We start from the raw sequence: 17,182 nt of genomic DNA, 5'->3' as shown, positions 1-17,182 counted from the left end.
CCGGGCAATACGATCGGAGGATGCGGTTCCTCAAAGGCCACGGCACCGAGAACGACTTCGTGATCCTCCCCGACCCGGACGGCGTCCTCGACCTGACGCCGGAGACCGTCGCGCGGCTGTGCGACCGGCGGGCCGGGATCGGCGCCGACGGCGTCCTGCGCGCCGTCCGGACCAAGGCGATGGAGCACGGGCCGGCGGAGGGCGGCGCGGCGGAGCACGCGGGCGACGCCGAGTGGTTCATGGACTACCGCAACGCCGACGGCGGCATCGCGGAGATGTGCGGCAACGGGATACGCGTCTTCGCCCGCTACCTCGTCGACGCCGGCCTGGCCGCGCCCGGCGAGTGGGACGTCGCGACCCGCGCCGGCCTGCGCCGCGTGGCGCTCGGCGCGTCCGGCGACGTGACCGTGGACATGGGCGCGCCCGAGCTGCTCGGCTACGGCGAGGCGTCGCTGGCGGGGACGACGTTCCAGGGCCGGCGGGTCTCGGTCGGCAACCCGCATCTGGCGTGCCGCGTGGACGAGCCGGTCGCCGCCCTCGACCTGTCGCGCGCCCCCGGCTTCGACCCGGCCGCGTTCCCCGACGGCGTCAACGTCGAGTTCTTCCGGACCGTGGGGGAGCGGCACCTGGAGATGCGCGTGTACGAGCGCGGCTCCGGCGAGACGCGCTCCTGCGGCACCGGGACCGTCGCCGTGGCCGCCGCGGCGGCGCTCGGGGCGCCCGGCGCGTCCGAGTGGACCGTGGACGTCCCCGGCGGCCGGGTGACCGTCACCCTCGACGGGGAGACCGCGTTTCTGCGGGGCCCGGCCGTCCTGGTCGCGGAGGGCGAGACCCGGCCCGGCTGGATCTGAAGCACCCCTGCTCACCGGGTATTGTGGCGGTTCCAGAGCGGTCCCGGAAGGAACGGGACAGGTGTCCCTCTCCAACGGGACCATGCGCCGCATAGCTTCTTACTTGCACACCCTCTGGTGAATGGCCCGTACGGACCGGGATGGGAGCCCCGGAGCCGTACGGAGCCCGAGGGCCGGTGGCGACCTTCTTGGCGGGGGGCGGTCACCGGCCCTCCCACCGGGTGGCGCGGGAGATCCCCGGGGACGCGCGAGAACTGAGGGCGCGTCAATGATGGTTGCCGTTGCCGACCGGGAGCCTCGCCCGGACGAGAGTCCCGCCGCGCGGCCCGGGGCCCACCGTGCAGGACCCGCCGAGTTCGGCCGCGCGTTCGCGCATCGACGACATGCCGACCCCGGATCTCAGCCGCTCGGGCAGCCCCACGCCGTCATCGCCGACCGTGACGTGCAGATCCCCGTTCAGGCACAGCGTGACCTCGGCGCAGCCGGCGTTGGCGTGCCGGTGCACGTTCGTCAGCGCCTCCTGCACGATCCGGTACGCGGCGACCTCCGCGGCGGCCGGCAGGCCCGTCAGGTCGCCCTCGACGCGGACGTCGACCTGCGGGCCGTCGCCGGTGGCGACGACGCCGCCGAGCGCCTGGATCGCGCCCTCCAGCCCGAGGTCGTCCAGCGCGGGCGGGCGCAGCCCGTACACCAGGTCGCGGATGTCGCCGATGGCGCGTCCCATGGTGGTGCGCAGGTCCTCAAGGAGCGCGTCCACCGCCTCCGGGTCGGTCTTCAGCGTGATGCGGGCGGCGTCCACCGTCATCGCGAGGCTGGCGAGCGTCGGGCCGAGCCCGTCGTGCAGGTCGCGGCGCAGCCGCCGCCGCTCCTCCTCGCGGGTGCGCAGGATGTGCTCGCGGGAGCGCTGGACGTCGGCGGCGAGCCGGGCCGCGTTCGCCAGCTCGGCGAGGTTGCGGGCGAGGACGCCGGACAGCCGCGCGTCCGGGGTGCGGGTGACCCCGATCAGCAGCCGGCCGACCGGCTCGCCGTGCCACACCAGCGGGATGAGCTGCGGCCGCGCGCCGAGCACGCCGTCCTCCGCGGAGATCGTCCGGCCGTCGCGGTCCAGGACCTCGATCACCACGCCGGTCGCGTGCAGCGCCGAGCGCGCCACCTCCGCGGCGACCGCGAGCGCGGCGCCGGGGTCGGCGGCGGTCTGCAGCCGCCGGTTGAGCCGGTCGGCGATCCGGTACGGGTCGCGCTCGCCGTGGATGAACCCGTCCACCGTGCGCTGGAGCCGCCGCCGGACGGGCTCGAACACGGCGCCCGCGACGATCGCCCCGGCCAGCCCGGCGAGGGTGCCCCTGCCGTGGGCCAGCACGCTCGCCGCGCCCACCAGCGCGAAGTACACGCCGGTGATGACGGCGGCGAGCCCGGCGTACACCAGCGTCCGGCTGACCACGAGGTCGATGTCGTACAGCCGGTACCGGGTGATGGCGACCGCGATGCAGATCGGGACGGCGACGATCGTGATGTTGCGCAGCGGATCCCCGATGGGGCTGTTCTCGCCGATGTAGATGACCCCTTCGGCGAGGATGCCGGGGTAGACGACCCATGCGATCTGCCGCCGCACGTCCGGCGCCGCCTTGACGAACCGGATCAGCACCGAGAGCAGGCCCGCGGCCAGGGTGCCGATGATGACGACGCTGATCGGGAGCGGGATCTCGTCGAACGGGTACACCGACACCCCGTTGTGCCACCGCCGCACATCGGGGTCGATCGTCAGGTGGACGCACACGATGACCGGCACGAGGCACGCCAGGACCAGCACCGGCCGGAACCAGCGCGACACCAGCCGCCCGTCCGGGAAGATCAGCGGCAGGACGAGCGTCAGCGTGTAGGTGTCGACGGCCCACAGCCAGGTGCCGAGCCAGTCGAGGAACCCGGCGGCCGCCCAGTCGTGCCGCCCCGCCCACGGCCCCAGGTTCAGCGACAGGACGTACGTCGCCGCGCTGAACCCGGCGCCGACCATCAGCCAGGCGACCTTCAGCCCCGGCCGGTGCCGCAGCAGGACGGCGCCGACGGGCGTCCAGGCCAGCGCGACGAGGATCTCCGGGTGCCACCACACCATCCGCACGCCCGCCGGGAGCCGGGCGCCGATGGCGAGTGACGCGGCGACGAACGCGACCGCGGTCAGTGCGAGCAGGACGCCGATACGTCCTGCCGCACGGCCGTGCACTGCCGTCTCCATCACACACTCCCCGCCCGAAAGTAATGGAATGTTAAAGCGTGCGGCTCCCTGTCTCGCAGTACCGGCGGCGTCCGCCTCAGGACACTCCGCCGCGTGCCGCCGTGCGCCCACTGACGGGCATGGTGCACTCGGCGTGCAGCGATGGTAACCGGCGATCCCGCTCAGGAGAACAGAAGGCCCAGGTCAGCGCACGTTCTGTAACATTTCCGCACGCTGCGTGCCCGGTGCGTCCCAAGGCGTGACCCCTACCGCCCGGTACGAGCGCGCCGGCCCGCCGATCGCCGCGGCCGCCGGGGCGGCGGGCGGTGCGCTCGGCGGGCCGGTCGGCGGGCGGTCGGCGGGCGGTCGGCGGGCGGTCAGCGGGCGTCGTCCGCCCAGGCGGGCGGGCGCCGCTCGGCGAAGGCGGCCATCCCCTCCGCCGCCTCCTCGCTCGCGAACAGCTCGGCGGACAGCGCCCGCATCTCCTCCACCCGGCCCGGCAGTTCCGGCTCCGCCCACTGGCGCACCAGCCGCTTGATCACGGTCTGCGCCCGCGGCCCGCCCCGCGCCAGCTCGCGCAGGACCGCGTCGAGGGCGTCTCCGGAGGGGCCGGGCGTCACCGAGGTGACCAGGCCCAGCGCGGCGGCCTCCCCGGCCCCGAAGCTCGTTCCGCTGAGCAGGTGCGGGACCAGGAGGCGGACGGCCAGCTGCGGCCGGGTCACCGCCAGGACGAGCGCGGGCGCCACGCCGACCCGGGCCTCGGAGTAGGCGAACGTGGAGTCCGGGGACGCCAGCACCACGTCCGAGCAGGCGAGGAGTCCGAGACCCCCTCCCCGCACCGCGCCGTCCACGGCCGCCACCACCGGCCGCGGATAGGACCACAGCTCGCACAGCAGTTCGCCGAGCAGCACCGAGTGCGCCGACCCGGAGGCGTCCGCGCGGCGCTCCTTCAGGTCGACGCCGGAGCAGAAGGCCGGGCCTTCGTGCGTCACGACGAGGCCCCGCGAGGAGCCTTCGGCGCTGTCGCGGACCGCGTCCGTGAGGCGGTGGAGGAGCTCGACCGACAGCGCGTTGCGGTTGCGGGGCGAGTCGATCACCAGGGCGTCGAACCCGAGGCGCGTGGTCACCGTCAGGAGGCTCATCGCGCCTCCCCGGCGGCGCCGGCGCCCGGCGCGTCGTCGTAGTCGAAGAAGCCGCGCCCCGACTTGCGTCCGAGGCGCCCCTCCGCGACGAGCCGTTCGAGCACCCCGGGCGGGCGGTAGCGCTCGTCGCCGGTCCGCGCGAACATGCTCCGCAGGTTGTTCAGCCGGGCGTCGAGCCCCACGAGGTCGGCCAGCCGCAGCGGCCCGAGGGGGTGGCCGTATCCGAGGGTCATCGCCCGGTCGATCGACGCGGCGTCCGCGACCCCCTCCTCGACCATGCGCATCGCCTCGGTGCCGAGCAGGAGGCCGAGCCGGCTCGTCACGAAACCCGGCACGTCGCGCACGACGATCGGCTCCTTGCCGAGCCGGCGCGCCAGGGCGACCGCGGCGGACTCCGCCTCACCGGAGGTCCGGTCGCCGGTGACCACCTCGACCAGGCGCATCTTGTGCGCCGGGTTGAAGAAGTGCATGCCGACCACCATCGCGGAACCGCCGCACGCCTCGGCGAGGGCGGACACGCTCATGGTGGAGGTGTTGGAGGCCAGGAGGACGTCCGGCGGAGCGCTCTTCAGCCGGCCGAAGATCTGCTCCTTGAGCGCCGGCGTCTCCGGGACGGCCTCGATGACCACGCCGGCGGCGTCCAGGACGTCGTCCAGGTTCCGGGTGGTGGCGAGCCGTCCCCGGACGGGTTCCTCCGACGGCTCGGTCCGCGGGTGGCGGGCGAAGTAGCCGGAGATCCACGCGCCGGCGGCCAGGAGAGCGCGCTCCTCGACGTCGACGAGGTCGACGTCCAGCCCGGCCAGCAGGGCGCTGAGCGCGATGCCCCGGCCCATCGTGCCGCTGCCGATGACGACCATCCGCTCCGGTGCCGTGCCGGTCATGTCCGAACACCTTTCTCGGCCGCGAGCCGCAGCGCGCGCCGGTCGATCTTGCCGGTCGCCGTTCTGGGGAGGGCCGCCACGAACTCGACCCTGCGCGGGTAGGCGTGCGCGCCGACGCGGTCGCGGACCTGCTGCTGCAGGCGCCGCACCAGGTCGTCGGACCGGCTCGTGCCGGCGGCGGGAAGGACGAAGGCGGTGACGACGTGGCCGCGCTCGGGTTCGGGGACGCCGACCACGGCGCACTCGGCGACCGCCGGGTCCGCCCGCAGCGCCGCCTCGATCTCCGCCGGCCCGAGCCGGTAGCCGCCGCTCTTGATGATGTCGTCGGCCCTGCCGTGGAACACGAGGGTCCCGTCCGGCTCGGCGTGCGCGGAGTCGCCGGTGAGCAGCCATCCGTCCCGCACCTTGGCGGCCGTCGCCTCCGGAGCGTTCCAGTAGCGCAGCATGCACACCGGGTCGTCGCTGCGGACGGCCAGCTCTCCGGCCACCCCGGGTGCGACCGGGACGCCGTCGGCGTCCAGGACGGCGATCTCGTGGCCCGGGTAGGGGCGGCCCAGAGCCCGCGGATCGAGCGGTCCGAGGGCGGCGGCGTGCCCGATGAGCGCGTTCGCCTCGGTCTGGCCGAACGCGTTGTTCACGGTCAGGCCGATCTCGTCGCGCGCCCAGGCGGTGAGTTCGGGTTCGACCGCCTCCGCGCCCGTGATCAGGCACCGCAGCCGCAGATCCCGCATCGACTCCGCGGTCAGCGCCCCGGAGCGCCGGAGGATGCGCAAAGCGGTCGGGGGGAACATCCCGATGCTCACTCCCGCCTCCCGGAACAGGCGCACGGCGTGGTGGGGGTCGAACCTCGGCGAACGGTGCGCCAGTACCGTGACGCCGTGCGCGAGCGGCACCAGGAGTCCCAGCATCAGCCCGCCGGCCCAGGCCCAGTCGATCGGGCTGTAGGCGACGTCGTCGGACCGGATGCGGTCCCAAGCCAGGTCGATGGCGTGGTGCCCGAGCAGGACGCGGTGCCCGTGCAGGACGCCCTTCGACTTGCCGGTCGTGCCCGAGGTGTAGAGGAGGAGAGCGGGGTCGTCGGGTCCGGTGACCGGCGTGTCGGTGAGCGGCTCGTAGAGGTCGAGCCCGCCGTGGAGCCACGGCGTCCCGCCATCGGTCGCCAGCACAGCCGTGCCGGCCTTCTGCGCCAGGCCGAGTTCCCGTTCGGTACCGGCGCACACCAGGAGGCGCGCCCCGCTGTCGGTGAGCCGGTGGAGCACCGCCTCGTCACCGAGGACGTCGGAGACCGTGACGACGACGGCGCCCAGTTTCAGCACCGCCAGGACGGCCACCGCCATGTCGGCGCCCTGGGGCAGCTTGACCGCCACGCGGTCGCCGGGGGAGACGCCGTGGACCTCCGCCAGGCGGCGGGCGAGCCGTGCCGTCAGGTCGGCGAGGCCGGCGAAGCTCAGGGTCTCGATCCGGTCGCCGGCCGGGGTGAGGACGGCGGCCCGGCCGCCTTCGTGGTCCAGGCAGTCGGCGGCGATGTTGTAGTCCCCGATCGGCGGCCAGGTGAAGGCGGCGCGGGCCTCGTCCCAGTCCCGCGCCGCCGGGAACCGGAGATCGGACAGCCGGATCACGATGCGTCCCCTTCCTCGATGTCCAGTTCGGCCAGCACCTCGCCGGTGTGCTCGCCGAGCCCCGGGGGCGGGCGCCGCACCGAGCCCGGGGTGTCGGAGAGCTTGACCGGGACGCCGGTGACCCGCAGCGGGCCGGTGTGGTGGGCGGTCTCGACGACCATGCCGTTGTGCAGCACCTGCGGGTCGGTGAAGACCTCGTCGTAGTCGTTGACCGGCCCGACGATCACGTCGGCCGCCCAGAGCCGTTCGAGGGCCTCGTCCCGGGTGAGCTTCCCGAGGTGCTCGCCGATCACCTGGTCCAGTTCGTCCCGATGGGCCAGCCTGGCCTCGTTGGAGGCGAACCGGTCGTCCTCCGCGAGGTCGGGGCGTTCGAGCGCGGCGCAGAGGTTGCCGAAGAACTTGTCGTTGTAGCAGGCCAGGTGCACGTACCGGCCGTCCCCGCAGCGGTAGGCGTTGTACGGCGCGTACCAGTCGATGCTGTTGCCGGTGCGGGGCTGCTGGGTGCCGAGCAGGAAGTACTGCCCGGTGTAGGGGGCCTGCACGTGCAGCAGCCCGTCGATGAGGGAGACGTCGACCTGCTGGCCGCGGCCGGTGATCTCCCGGGCGCGCAGCGCGGCGAGCGCTCCCACCGCGGCGAGCATGGAGGCGGTCGCGTCGCCGACGGGCGGGCCGGCCTTGGTCGGCGCGCCGCCGCGGGGCCCGGTCACCGCCATGAACCCGGTCAGGGCCTGGGCCACGGGGTCGATGCCGGCGCGGCCGGCGTAGGGGCCGTCGGCGCCGAAGGACGACAGCGACACCGAGATGACGCGCGGGTTGAGCGCGCTGACGGTCTCGTAGTCCAGGCCGAGCCTGCGACGCGCCTGCGGACGCAGGTTGTCCACCACGATGTCCGCCCAGGCGACCAGTTCGGCCAGCACTTCGCGGCCCCGGTCGGTGCGGAGGTCGAGCACCACGCTGCGCTTGTTCCGGTTGACGCCGACGAACACGCCGCTGTCGTCGCCCCGCCGCGGCCCGAACCGGCGCGTCTCATCGCCGGCCGGGGGTTCGACCTTGACCACCTCCGCGCCCAGGTCGCCGAGCAGGGTCGCGCAGTACGGCCCGGCGAGCATGGACGCCGCGTCGAGGACGTTGATCCCTTCCAGTGCCATCATCGGCGTCACCGCGGCCTCAGGCCGAGTTCGCGGGCCACGATGTTGCGCTGGACCTGGGAGGCCCCGCCCGCCACGGTCGCGATGACGGCGTCGGTGTAGTGCATGGTCAGCGGATGCTCGTCGATGTACCCGTAGCCGCCGTGCAGCTGCATGCAGTACCGCGCGGCGTCCGCGTACAGCTCGGCGGACGCGATCTTCGCCATCGACGCCTCCTTGGTGTGCGGGAGGCCGGCGTCGTGGAGTTCCCCGCCGTGGTAGACGAGCAGCCGGACGCTCTCGGCCCTCGTCCAGAGGTCCACCAGGAGATGCGCCACGGACTGGAAGTCGCCGACCGGGCGGCCGAACTGCTCGCGCTCCTTGACGTGGCGCAGCGTGTCCTCGAGCACCTGGAAGGTGGCTCCCACGAAGCCCGCGCTGATGATGAGCCGCTCAAGCGGCAGCTCGGCCCCCAGCTGGTGCCAGCCGCGGTTCTCGGCGCCGACCAGCCGGTCGGCCGGGACGCGGACGTCGTCGAGGAAGACCTCGTACACGCCGGTGATGTTGCGTCCCATCGTGGGCAGTCTGCGGAGGGTCACGCCCGGCAGCGCCGGGTCGAGCAGGATCATGCTGATCCCGTCCTGCTTGCGGGCGGCGCCGTCCGTCCGCGCGTAGAGCTGGATGATCGTGTCGGGCAGGCCCGCGGCCTCGCAGAAGGTCTTCTGCCCCTTGATCACGTAGTGGTCGCCGTCGCGGCGGGCCGAGGTCGTCAGGGCGGCCGCGTCCGATCCGGCCTCCGGCTCGGTCACCGCGATCGACAGCCGGACGGTGCCGTCCATGAGCTTCGGCACCAGCTCGGCGCGCTGCGCGGGGCTGCCGTCGGCCACCAGCGTGCGCAGGCCCGAGGCGGTCAGGCTGAAGCAGGCGACCAGGTCGGTGCTCCCGCGGCCGAGCTCCTCGGCCACGACCAGCAGGTCGCCGGCGGTCCCGCCGGAGCCGCCGTCGGCCTCGGGTATCCCGATCCCGAACCAGCCCAGCGCGGCGATCCGGTCGAACACCTCCTTGGGGTAGGTGCCGGCGCGGTCCCACTCCAGGCACTTCCACTCGTCGCACTGCTCCTGGACGAACGCGCGCACGGTCTCCCGGACCGCCTCGCGCGTCGCCTCCGCCTCGGTCATCGCTCCGGTCACTGGGATGGCTCCTCATTCCATGCGTATTCGGGCGGCGGGGTCAGCAGGCCGCCGGCGCGGGGGCGCAGCACCTGCTTGGCGTGCACGACCGACGTCCCCGGCGCCCGCGCGAGCGCCCCCGCCACTTCTCGCGCTCGCTCCTCCGCGGACGCCGAGTCCGGGAGGACCCGGCCGACCCACCCCCAGGCGAGGGCCTGCTCGGCGGTGTAGACATCGCCGGAGTAGGCGATCTCCGCCGCGCGCACCGGGCCCACGACCTCGGCCAGCCGGTGCAGGATCGCCGGAGGGAGCCGCAGCCCCGCGGGCAGCTCGGGCAGGCTGAACGTCGCGTCCGCGGCGGCGTAGGTCAGATCGCACGCCAGGGCGAGCCCCCACCCGGCGCCGAAGGCGGCCCCGGACACCGCGCAGACCGTCGGCCGCTCCAGGTTGCGCAGCCGGCCGACGACCCGGCTCACCAGGCGGATCCTGCGGAGCGCCCCCTGCTCGCCCGCGGCCCCCCGGAACTCCTTGAGGTCCGCGCCGGCGCAGAACACCGCGCCCTCGCCGCACAGGACCAGCCCCCGGACCGCGGGGTCGTCCGCCACGGCGTCGAGCTCGTCCGACAACCGGCGCAGCAGGTCGGTGTTCAGCGCGTTGCGGCTCTCCGGCCTCGCGAGCCGCAGCGTCGCGACCCCGGCCGCGTCCGCGCGCCGCAGGACGGTCCCGGTCATGCCAGGCCCGCCCGTTCCGGCCAGACTTTCGGAATCACCCGGGTGACCAGCAGCTCCGCCGCCTCGACGGGGTCGGGGCCGAGCGGGCCGCCGATGTAGAACTCGGTGTAGCCCTCGGCGGCGGCGAGGTCGCGCAGCTCCGCGATGGCCGGGACGCAGTCGTCCGGGGTCCCCGCGATCACCAGGCCGTCGACCAGGTCGTCCGAGCACCGGGCCGCGGCGCCCGCCACCCCCTCGCCGTCGTCGAACGCCTGCTTCACCGACTCCGCGGACGCCAGGTCCATGCCCACCCGCTCGAGATCGGGCCACAGCCGGGGGTTGCCGACGACGAGCGCGACCTGCCGGCGCGCCTGGTCGCGCGCGGCCCGGCGGTCGGCGGACACGGAGGTGTTGATCCCGAAGATCAGCCGGAGGTCGCCGGCGTCGGCCGGACGCGCGGCGAGCGCGGTCGCCAGGCCGGAGACCTCGGCGAAGCGGCCGGTGCGGAACGCCGCGCGGGACAGCGTCGGCATGTTGCTCGGCGAGATCAGCCCGTCGGCGTATCCTCCCGCGACGGCCAGGATCCGCGGCCCCACGCCGGCGACCACGAGGCCCGGCGGACGCTCCACGGGATAGGTCAGCTGCGCGACCGCGCCCGGCTTGTACGACAGCGCCCGTCCCAGCACCGGGAACTGGTCGAGTTCGACGCGGGCGCCCGACCACAGGGCGCGCATCAGCTGCAGCGCCTCCCGGACGGCGGAGACCGGCTTGTCCTTCTGGAAGAGGCTGTTGACGAGGGCGCCCCCGGTCCCGATCCCCACGGCCAGCTCGCGCCCCTCGGGCAGCAGCTCGCTGATCGTGGCGGCCGCCGACGCCATCTCGATCGGGTTCCGGCCGACCGGGTAGGTCACGTTGGTGCCGACGCCGCAGCCCGCATGGGCGAGCGCGGCCAGCAGGCCGTACACGTTCCGCGCCAGCATCTGGTCCTGGACCCACACGGTGTCCACGACCGACGACAACCGGACGCCCAGCGAGACCAGCTCCCGCGAACCGCTCCAGGGCGTCACCTGCACGCCGAGCCGCGCCGTCATCGGGCCGCTCCGTCCGGTGCGCCGGCGCCGCGGCGGCGCCCGGGAGGCGCCGCGGACGACAGCAGCCCCCGGTCCATCGTCGCGACCCGGTCGGCCAGCCCGCGGGCGAACTCTCCGGGGCGCTCCATCAGCAGGACCGCCGTCCCCCGGTCGCGGAGCCGCCGGACGAGCCGGCCCACCGCGCCGACGATGCCCGGCGCCAGCCCTTCGGTGGGCTCGTCGAGCACGAGCACCGCGGGACCGGGCAGCACCGCCCGGGTGATGGCGAGCATCTGCTGCTCTCCGCCGCTCAGCCGGCGGGCGCGCACGCTCCAGCGCTCCCGGAGCCGCGGGAAGAACTCCAGGACCTCGTCCACCGTGAGAGCGCCGGGCCTGGCGTTCCGCGCCGCCAGGGCGGCGTGCTCGGAAACGGTGCAGCTGGCGAACACGCGCCGCCCCTGCGGCACCAGCGCCACCCCCTTGCGCGCGATGAGGGTCGGTTTGGCCGCCGCGAGGTCGGTGCGGCCGAGCAGGAGACGTCCGGCGCTCGGCCGGTGCAGGCCGCTCACGGCGTTGGCGAGCGTGGACTTGCCGGCGCCGTTGGGGCCGAGGACCGCGAGCACCTCCCCGGGACCGACGGCGAAGGACACCGATCGCACGGCCTGGACCGCGCCGTAGTTCGCGCTGAGGTCGATCGCCTCAAGCATCCGCATCCACCTCCAGGTAGATCTCGCGTAGGACGGGCATGGCCCGGACCTCGGCCGGCGTGCCCTCGGCGACGACCTCGCCGAAGTTCAGCAGGGTCACGTGCGTGGCGAGCCGGAAGACCAGATCGAGGTCGTGGTCGACGAAGAGCACCGCCAACCGGGGGTCCAGGCCGAAGACCAGCGACAGCAGCTCCTCGGTCTCCTCGCTGCTGAGCCCGGCCCCCGGCTCGTCCAGCAGGATGAGCGAGCACGGGTTGGCGACCGCGATGACGATCTCGACCCGGCGCTGCTCGCCGTACGCCAGCCGCCCGACGGGGACGTCCCTGATCCGGGTGAGCCCGCCGCGTTCGAGCAGCTCGTCCACCCGCGCCCACACAGCGCGGGCCCTGGACCAGGGACGGAGGGGGTCCGCCCGCCCGCGGCTGGTGGCCTGCACGGCGATCGCCAGGTTCTCGGCCACGGTCATGGCCGGGAGCAGGGACGTGATCTGGAAGGTGCGGGCCAGCCCGAGGCGGGCGCGGCGGTGCACCGGCAGCGAGGTGACGTCGCGGCCGAGCAGCCTGACGCGCCCCTCGGACGGGCGCAGGACGCCCGACGCCATGTTCATCAGCGTCGTCTTCCCCGCCCCGTTGGGGCCGACGAGCGCACGGCGCTCGCCCTGCCGCACGGTGATCGAGACGTCGCGGTTCAGGTAGGCGCCTCCGATGCGCTTGGAGACCGCATCGAGTTCGAGGACGGCGGTCATGGCTTCTCCTGGGGAACGGGGTCGAGCCTGCGGCGGACGGCCAGGGCGATCCGGCGGGGTGCCCGGTCCTTCTCGCGGCCGCTGAGCGCGACCACCACGTAGAGCAGCCCCATGAGGGCGAGCCAGTTCTCGGTCCTGCTGCTGACCAGGTCCTCGCCGAAGGTCAGCGCGATCGCGACCAGCACCGGCGGGACGAGCGCGCTCCCCGCCAGCACCACGAGGATCAGCCCGCGCGCCGAGACCAGGGCGGACAGGTCCTCGGGGCTGGCGAACCTGATGAGATAGGCGTGCAGCACCCCGGCGACCGCGGCGACGCCGGCGGACAGGACGACGGCCGCCGCCTTGTAGGTCTCGACCCGGTAGCCGAGCGCGCGCATGCGCTCCTCGCTCTCCCGGATCCCGACCAGGACGCCGCCGAAGGCCGACCGCCGGACGGCCCAGAGCAGGAGCAGGCACAGCACCGTGCAGGCCAGCGTGAAATAGAACCAGGTCACCGGCCCGGCCAGGTCCACCGGAAGCGGGCCGGCGCCGGGCCGGGCGATCCCGGTGAGGCCGTCGGAGCCGCCGACCGCCCGCCAGCGCATGGCCAGCGAACGCAGCATCTCCGCGAAGGCGAGCGTGATGAGGAGGAACCCGATGCTGCCCAGCCGGGCCGCCACCGCGGCGATGGGCAGGGCGGCGGCGCAGGTGACGCCCACGCCGATGCCGAGGGCGAGGAACACGTTGTCGACGCCCCAGCGCGTCACGGCCAGCCCGGCGGCGTAGGCGCCCAGCCCGAAGAAGGCGGCATGGCCGAAGGACGGCAGGTTCAGCAGGCGCAGCAGGAACCAGACGGACAGCGCCACCAGCCCCCATACCAGGCCGCGGGCGACCAGGCCGATCTGGAACACGTCGAGGTAGAACGGCGCGGCGGCTACCGCGAGCCCGGCTCCGGCGGCGGCGAGCGTCGATGCGGACCTGTTCAACGGGCACCTCCGAAAAGACCTCGGGGACGCCATGCCAGGACCGCCACGACCAGCGCCATCATGGTGAACTCCGCCACGGTCGGCAGGAACGCCTTGCCGTACGCGTCGGCGACGCCCACGGCGAGGCTCGCCAGGAACGCTCCGCGCAGATCGCCCGGCCCGCCGAGGACGACGATCACGAACGCGAGGACCAGGACGCTGAACTCCTGCCCCATCGCGGCCCCGAGCACCGGCGCGGCGAGCCCCGCCGCGAGCCCGGCGAGCAGCCCGGACAGGCCGAACACGGCGAGGAAGATGGGCCCGGCGCTGACTCCGGTGGCCTCCAGCATCGCCCGGTCGTCGACGCCGGCGCGGACCATCGCGCCGAACCGGGTGCGCTCCTGCAGCCACCACAGGGCCGCGGCGAGCGCGAGCGCCGCGGCCGCCATGAACGCCCGGTAGACGGGGAAGGAGGCATCGGCGAAGCGCCAGGCGCCGTCGGCGAACCCCGGCGCGGGCAGGGACCGGGGGAGCCCGTCCCACCGCACGCGGGCCACCTCGGCGAAGACGAGCAGGAGACCGAAGGTCAGCAGCACCTGCTTGAGTTCGTCGCCGAGGACCCTGCCCCACCGCAGCCGGGTCGTGGCGTACACGAGCAGCGAGAGGACCGTCCCCGTGGCGCCCGCGGCGAGGACCGCCGTCACGTAGCCGCCGGGGCCGGTGAACGCGGTCGCGACATAGGCCGACAGCAGGAAGACGGCGCCGTGCGTCAGGTTGACGAAGCCCGCCAGACCGAACGTCAGGGTGAAACCGGATGCGAGCAGGAACAGCAGGAGGCCGAAGGAAAGACCGATGGCCAGCTGGAGCACCGCCTGGGCGAGGGACATGGCGCGGCTCTCACGACATCTCGCCGGCGACGGAGTGCTGCAGCGAACCCGACTTCTGGACCACCGTGTAGTAGTAGGTGGGCGCGTCCGCGTATCCCGTCTCCGGATTGAAGCTCAGGGTCCCCCAGGGGGCGTCGACCTTGGTGGCGCGGATCGTCCGCGCGAGCTCCCGGCCGTCGGTGGCGTGCTCCCCGGCGGCCTCGACGGCCGCCAGCAGCACGCTGCCGCTGGCCCAGGCGCCCGCGGTGAAGTGGCTCGGCACGAACTGGCCGCCGGCGGCCTTCATCGTGTCGATGAACCGCTTGTTCTCGGGGTTGTCCAGGGTGGAGGAGTAGTAGAAGCCCGCGCCGACGCCCACCGCCGAGGGGCCGATCTGCTTGAGGACGAGCTCGGTGACGAGCGGGCCGTGGCCGATGAGCGGCATGCGCTTCTTCACGCCGAACTTGTCGTACTGCTGCACGAAGCGCACCGCGTCCGCGCCGGCGAAACCGGCGAAGGTCACGTCGGCGTCCGGCAGCCGGGCCAGGTAGGAGGCGAAGTCCGCCGTGCCGAGCGGGGTGAGCACCCGTTCGACGATCTTCCCGCCCGCTTCGGTGAAGCTCTTCTCGAAGGCGTCCGCCACCTCGTGGCCGTAGGCGAAGTCGCTGGCGACGATGACGGCCGTGCGGTGCCCGAGCTCCTCGGCGGCGTAGGTTCCGAGCTTTCCGGCGTCGTGCCCCGCCGTCGGCGCCGCGACCGCGGCGGTCTTGAACTTCTTGAGCCCGTCGGGGTTGGGGATCGGCCCGAGCTGCGGGATTCCCCGCTCCGCGAGGATCGGTCCCACCGCGAGGGTGGCGGCGCCGGTCGCGCAGCAGACGACCGCCGAGACGCCGTCCTGGTCGAGCAGCTTGCCGGCCTTGGAGACCGCGACGGCCGGATCGGTCGCCTCGTCCTCGAAGACCAGCTCCACGGCGCGGTCGCCCGCGCGCCCCTGCGCGAGCTGGAGGCGGGCCTTCAGCGCGGCCTCCATCGGCTTGCCGTACAGCCCGAACGTGCCCGTGTAGGGCAGCAGCACGCCGATCTTCACCGGCTTGTCCGACGAGTCCTCCCCGGACACCGCGGCCCCCCCGCAGCCGGCCAGACCGAGGACGGCGACGGAGGCCACGGCGACCGCGGTGATCCCGGAGTTTCCGACGCTGAACCGCCGAGGTGACTTGGACATCAGTGTCGCCCTTCGCTCATGGGGAGCTGAGATGTCATACAACGTGAGTCGTCATACAACTCCCTCTCTTGGCGCCTGTCAACGGTTGACTTGTCAGATCTCTAGCCGTAACGTCACGGTCGTTATGGACGAGAGACGCCACCAGAACTCCGGCAGCACCGCTGGTGAGCCCGTACAGGCGCGCCAACGGCGCGGTTCCGCCGACGGCGGCGGAAGTCATCAGATGACTCCCGCGCTGCTGCGTGACCGCCCCGAAACCGGCCGGGTCGCCGAGCGGGTGGTCCGCGACATCTGGTCCTACATCGAGGCCAATGGTCTGACGACCGGGTCGAAGCTGCCTCCGGAACGGGTGTTCATGGAGCTGTTCGGGGTCGGCCGGTCCTCGCTGCGGGAGGCGCTGCGCGTGCTCTCCACCCTCGGCGTGATCGACGTCCGGCACGGCAACGGGATGTACGTCGCGACCCCGCCGCCCATCCAGCAGGCCAGCCCCGCCGCGATCTTCGACGCCACGGAGAAGAACGCCCTGCGCAACCTGGTCGAGACCAGGCTCGGCATCGAGCTCGCCGCCGTCACCGCGGCCACCGCGCGCGCGACCGACGACGACTTCGCCGGCCTCCACGCGATGCTCGACGATCAGCAGGCCAGGCTCCGGATCGACCCGGACTTCGCCTGGGAGCCCCTCGGCTTCGAACTCGCCGTCGTGGAGATCAGCGGCAACACCTGGCTCTACGAGGTGGAGCTCATGCTGCGCGATTCGTGGCTGGCGCTCTCCACGGGGCTGAGGGCCTCGGTCGGACGCCACGAGGAGTGGCTGACCGAGCACCGCGCGATCGTCGCGTCCATGCGCTCCCGCAACGTCGTGCAGGCCCAGCGCCTGGTCATGGCGCACCTGAACCTGGAGCGGTTCGAGGAGGACCTCGCGTCGTCCTCGGAGACCCCCGACCAGCAGATCCAGGAACGACACACCCCACGCGGCCACCTCGGCCAAGTCACGGAGAGGCACCCCTGATGAAGTTCGGACTGAGGCTGCCCGGCGCGGGACCCTACGCCGGCCCCGAGGCCATCGTCGCCTTCGCGCAGAAGGCGGAGGAGCTGGGCTTCGACTCGCTCTGGATGACCGACCACATCGCCCTGCCGGTCGACGTGGAGTCGCGCTACCCCTACACCAAGGACGGCAAGTTCTTCTGGCCTCCGGAGACGCCCTACTTCGACACCATCCTGACCCTCGCCTGGGCTTCGGCCGCGACCACGACCATCAAGGTGGGCACCTCGGTGCTGATCGCCGGATGGCACCACCCGGTCAACACGGCGAAGGCGCTCGCCACCCTCGACGTGCTGAACGGCGGCCGCACCATCTGCGCGGTGGGGACGGGCTGGATGCGCGAGCAGTTCGAGATCCTCGGCTCCCCCTTCGAGACCCGCGGCTCCAGGACCACCGAGTACCTGAAGCTGCTGCGCCACCTGTGGACCGAGGACCTCATCGACTTCCAGGGCGAGCACTTCCAGTTCTCCGGCTTCAAGTTCTACCCCAAGCCCGTGGGCGAGCGGTCGATCCCGCTGTGGTGCGGAGGCAAGAGCACCGGCGTGCTCAAGCGGGTCGCGGCCGCGGCGGACGGGTGGCACCCGCTCTACATCGCCCCCGACGAACTGGAGCGCAAGCTGGCGGAGCTCGACGGGTACCTCGCCGAGCACGGCCGCACGCGCTCCGACATCACGCTCTCGGCCCGCCCGGTCAGCCAGGCCACCCTGGACAAGGACACGGTCGATCACTACGCCGGGCTCGGGGTCGAGCTCCTGATCGCCGACACGTCGTTCAAGCACGACACGCTGCAGAGCGTCCTCGACGAGGTCGAGCAGCTCGCCGACCAGCTCATGCCGCTCGCCGGCTGACCGCCCGCGGCCGACCGCCCCCAAGGGAGA

16 protein-coding genes are annotated in these 17,182 nt (G+C 73.4%); 3 read left to right on the top strand and 13 right to left on the bottom strand.

Features of this window, described 5'->3' with window-relative positions:
* The first annotated feature begins 20 nt into the window (after nt 1-20).
* On the top strand, nt 21-851 hold the full coding sequence (dapF, locus tag ABTW95_RS22985; protein ID WP_500227352.1) for a diaminopimelate epimerase: 831 nt from the start codon (nt 21-23) through the stop codon (nt 849-851).
* A 265-nt stretch (nt 852-1,116) separates the two neighbouring features.
* Here the strand turns inward: dapF and ABTW95_RS22980 are convergent, their stop codons facing one another.
* From ABTW95_RS22980 to ABTW95_RS22920, 13 genes are all read right to left on the bottom strand, one after another.
* Entirely contained in the window at nt 1,117-3,081 is a 1,965-nt protein-coding gene (locus ABTW95_RS22980; RefSeq protein ID WP_396445259.1) for a sensor histidine kinase, read from the bottom strand.
* Between the two features lie 356 nt (nt 3,082-3,437).
* Complete coding sequence (locus ABTW95_RS22975; RefSeq protein WP_500227351.1) at nt 3,438-4,202, bottom strand: enoyl-CoA hydratase-related protein; 765 nt, start codon at nt 4,200-4,202, stop codon at nt 3,438-3,440.
* A complete protein-coding gene (locus tag ABTW95_RS22970; protein WP_500227350.1) occupies nt 4,199-5,083 on the bottom strand; it encodes a 3-hydroxyacyl-CoA dehydrogenase family protein in 885 nt (294 codons plus the stop codon). The genes ABTW95_RS22975 and ABTW95_RS22970 overlap by 4 nt, the downstream gene beginning before the upstream one ends.
* Nucleotides 5,080-6,702: an AMP-binding protein gene (locus ABTW95_RS22965; RefSeq protein ID WP_500227349.1), complete on the bottom strand. Its 1,623-nt coding sequence runs from the start codon at nt 6,700-6,702 to the stop codon at nt 5,080-5,082. Before ABTW95_RS22965 ends, ABTW95_RS22970 begins: the two co-directional genes overlap by 4 nt.
* Nucleotides 6,699-7,853: a CaiB/BaiF CoA transferase family protein gene (locus tag ABTW95_RS22960; RefSeq protein WP_396445255.1), complete on the bottom strand. Its 1,155-nt coding sequence runs from the start codon at nt 7,851-7,853 to the stop codon at nt 6,699-6,701. Before ABTW95_RS22960 ends, ABTW95_RS22965 begins: the two co-directional genes overlap by 4 nt.
* Nucleotides 7,854-7,858: 5 nt before the next feature.
* Complete coding sequence (locus ABTW95_RS22955; RefSeq protein ID WP_500227348.1) at nt 7,859-9,019, bottom strand: acyl-CoA dehydrogenase family protein; 1,161 nt, start codon at nt 9,017-9,019, stop codon at nt 7,859-7,861.
* Entirely contained in the window at nt 9,016-9,729 is a 714-nt protein-coding gene (locus ABTW95_RS22950) for an enoyl-CoA hydratase/isomerase family protein (protein ID WP_500227347.1), read from the bottom strand. Before ABTW95_RS22950 ends, ABTW95_RS22955 begins: the two co-directional genes overlap by 4 nt.
* Complete coding sequence (locus ABTW95_RS22945; protein ID WP_396445252.1) at nt 9,726-10,799, bottom strand: LLM class flavin-dependent oxidoreductase; 1,074 nt, start codon at nt 10,797-10,799, stop codon at nt 9,726-9,728. The genes ABTW95_RS22950 and ABTW95_RS22945 overlap by 4 nt, the downstream gene beginning before the upstream one ends.
* Nucleotides 10,796-11,485, bottom strand: coding sequence for an ABC transporter ATP-binding protein (locus ABTW95_RS22940; protein WP_500227346.1), 690 nt, complete (start codon nt 11,483-11,485; stop codon nt 10,796-10,798). Before ABTW95_RS22940 ends, ABTW95_RS22945 begins: the two co-directional genes overlap by 4 nt.
* Nucleotides 11,478-12,230: an ABC transporter ATP-binding protein gene (locus ABTW95_RS22935; RefSeq protein ID WP_500227345.1), complete on the bottom strand. Its 753-nt coding sequence runs from the start codon at nt 12,228-12,230 to the stop codon at nt 11,478-11,480. The genes ABTW95_RS22940 and ABTW95_RS22935 overlap by 8 nt, the downstream gene beginning before the upstream one ends.
* Nucleotides 12,227-13,195 (bottom strand): branched-chain amino acid ABC transporter permease, encoded by a 969-nt coding sequence (locus ABTW95_RS22930; RefSeq protein WP_396445249.1) that lies wholly within the window; start codon nt 13,193-13,195, stop codon nt 12,227-12,229. The genes ABTW95_RS22935 and ABTW95_RS22930 overlap by 4 nt, the downstream gene beginning before the upstream one ends.
* Nucleotides 13,192-14,061 carry a branched-chain amino acid ABC transporter permease gene (locus ABTW95_RS22925; protein WP_396445248.1) on the bottom strand — a complete coding sequence of 290 codons (870 nt, stop codon included), beginning with the start codon at nt 14,059-14,061 and terminating at the stop codon, nt 13,192-13,194. Before ABTW95_RS22925 ends, ABTW95_RS22930 begins: the two co-directional genes overlap by 4 nt.
* Before the next feature lie 10 nt (nt 14,062-14,071).
* Nucleotides 14,072-15,262 carry an ABC transporter substrate-binding protein gene (locus tag ABTW95_RS22920; RefSeq protein ID WP_500227344.1) on the bottom strand — a complete coding sequence of 397 codons (1,191 nt, stop codon included), beginning with the start codon at nt 15,260-15,262 and terminating at the stop codon, nt 14,072-14,074.
* A gap of 223 nt (nt 15,263-15,485) precedes the next feature.
* Here ABTW95_RS22920 and ABTW95_RS22915 point away from each other — a divergent pair, with 223 nt between their 5' ends.
* Both ABTW95_RS22915 and ABTW95_RS22910 read left to right on the top strand, forming a co-directional pair.
* Nucleotides 15,486-16,271: a FadR/GntR family transcriptional regulator gene (locus ABTW95_RS22915; RefSeq protein ID WP_396445246.1), complete on the top strand. Its 786-nt coding sequence runs from the start codon at nt 15,486-15,488 to the stop codon at nt 16,269-16,271.
* Nucleotides 16,271-17,152 (top strand): LLM class F420-dependent oxidoreductase, encoded by an 882-nt coding sequence (locus ABTW95_RS22910; protein ID WP_396445245.1) that lies wholly within the window; start codon nt 16,271-16,273, stop codon nt 17,150-17,152. The genes ABTW95_RS22915 and ABTW95_RS22910 overlap by 1 nt, the downstream gene beginning before the upstream one ends.
* Nucleotides 17,153-17,182 lie beyond the last annotated feature (30 nt).

The organism is Spirillospora sp. NPDC127506, assembly GCF_040302145.1.
Classification (GTDB): Bacteria; Actinomycetota; Actinomycetes; order Streptosporangiales; family Streptosporangiaceae; genus Spirillospora.
Note: the sequence above shows the minus strand (reverse complement) of the source record. Positions and strands in the feature narration are given on the sequence as shown.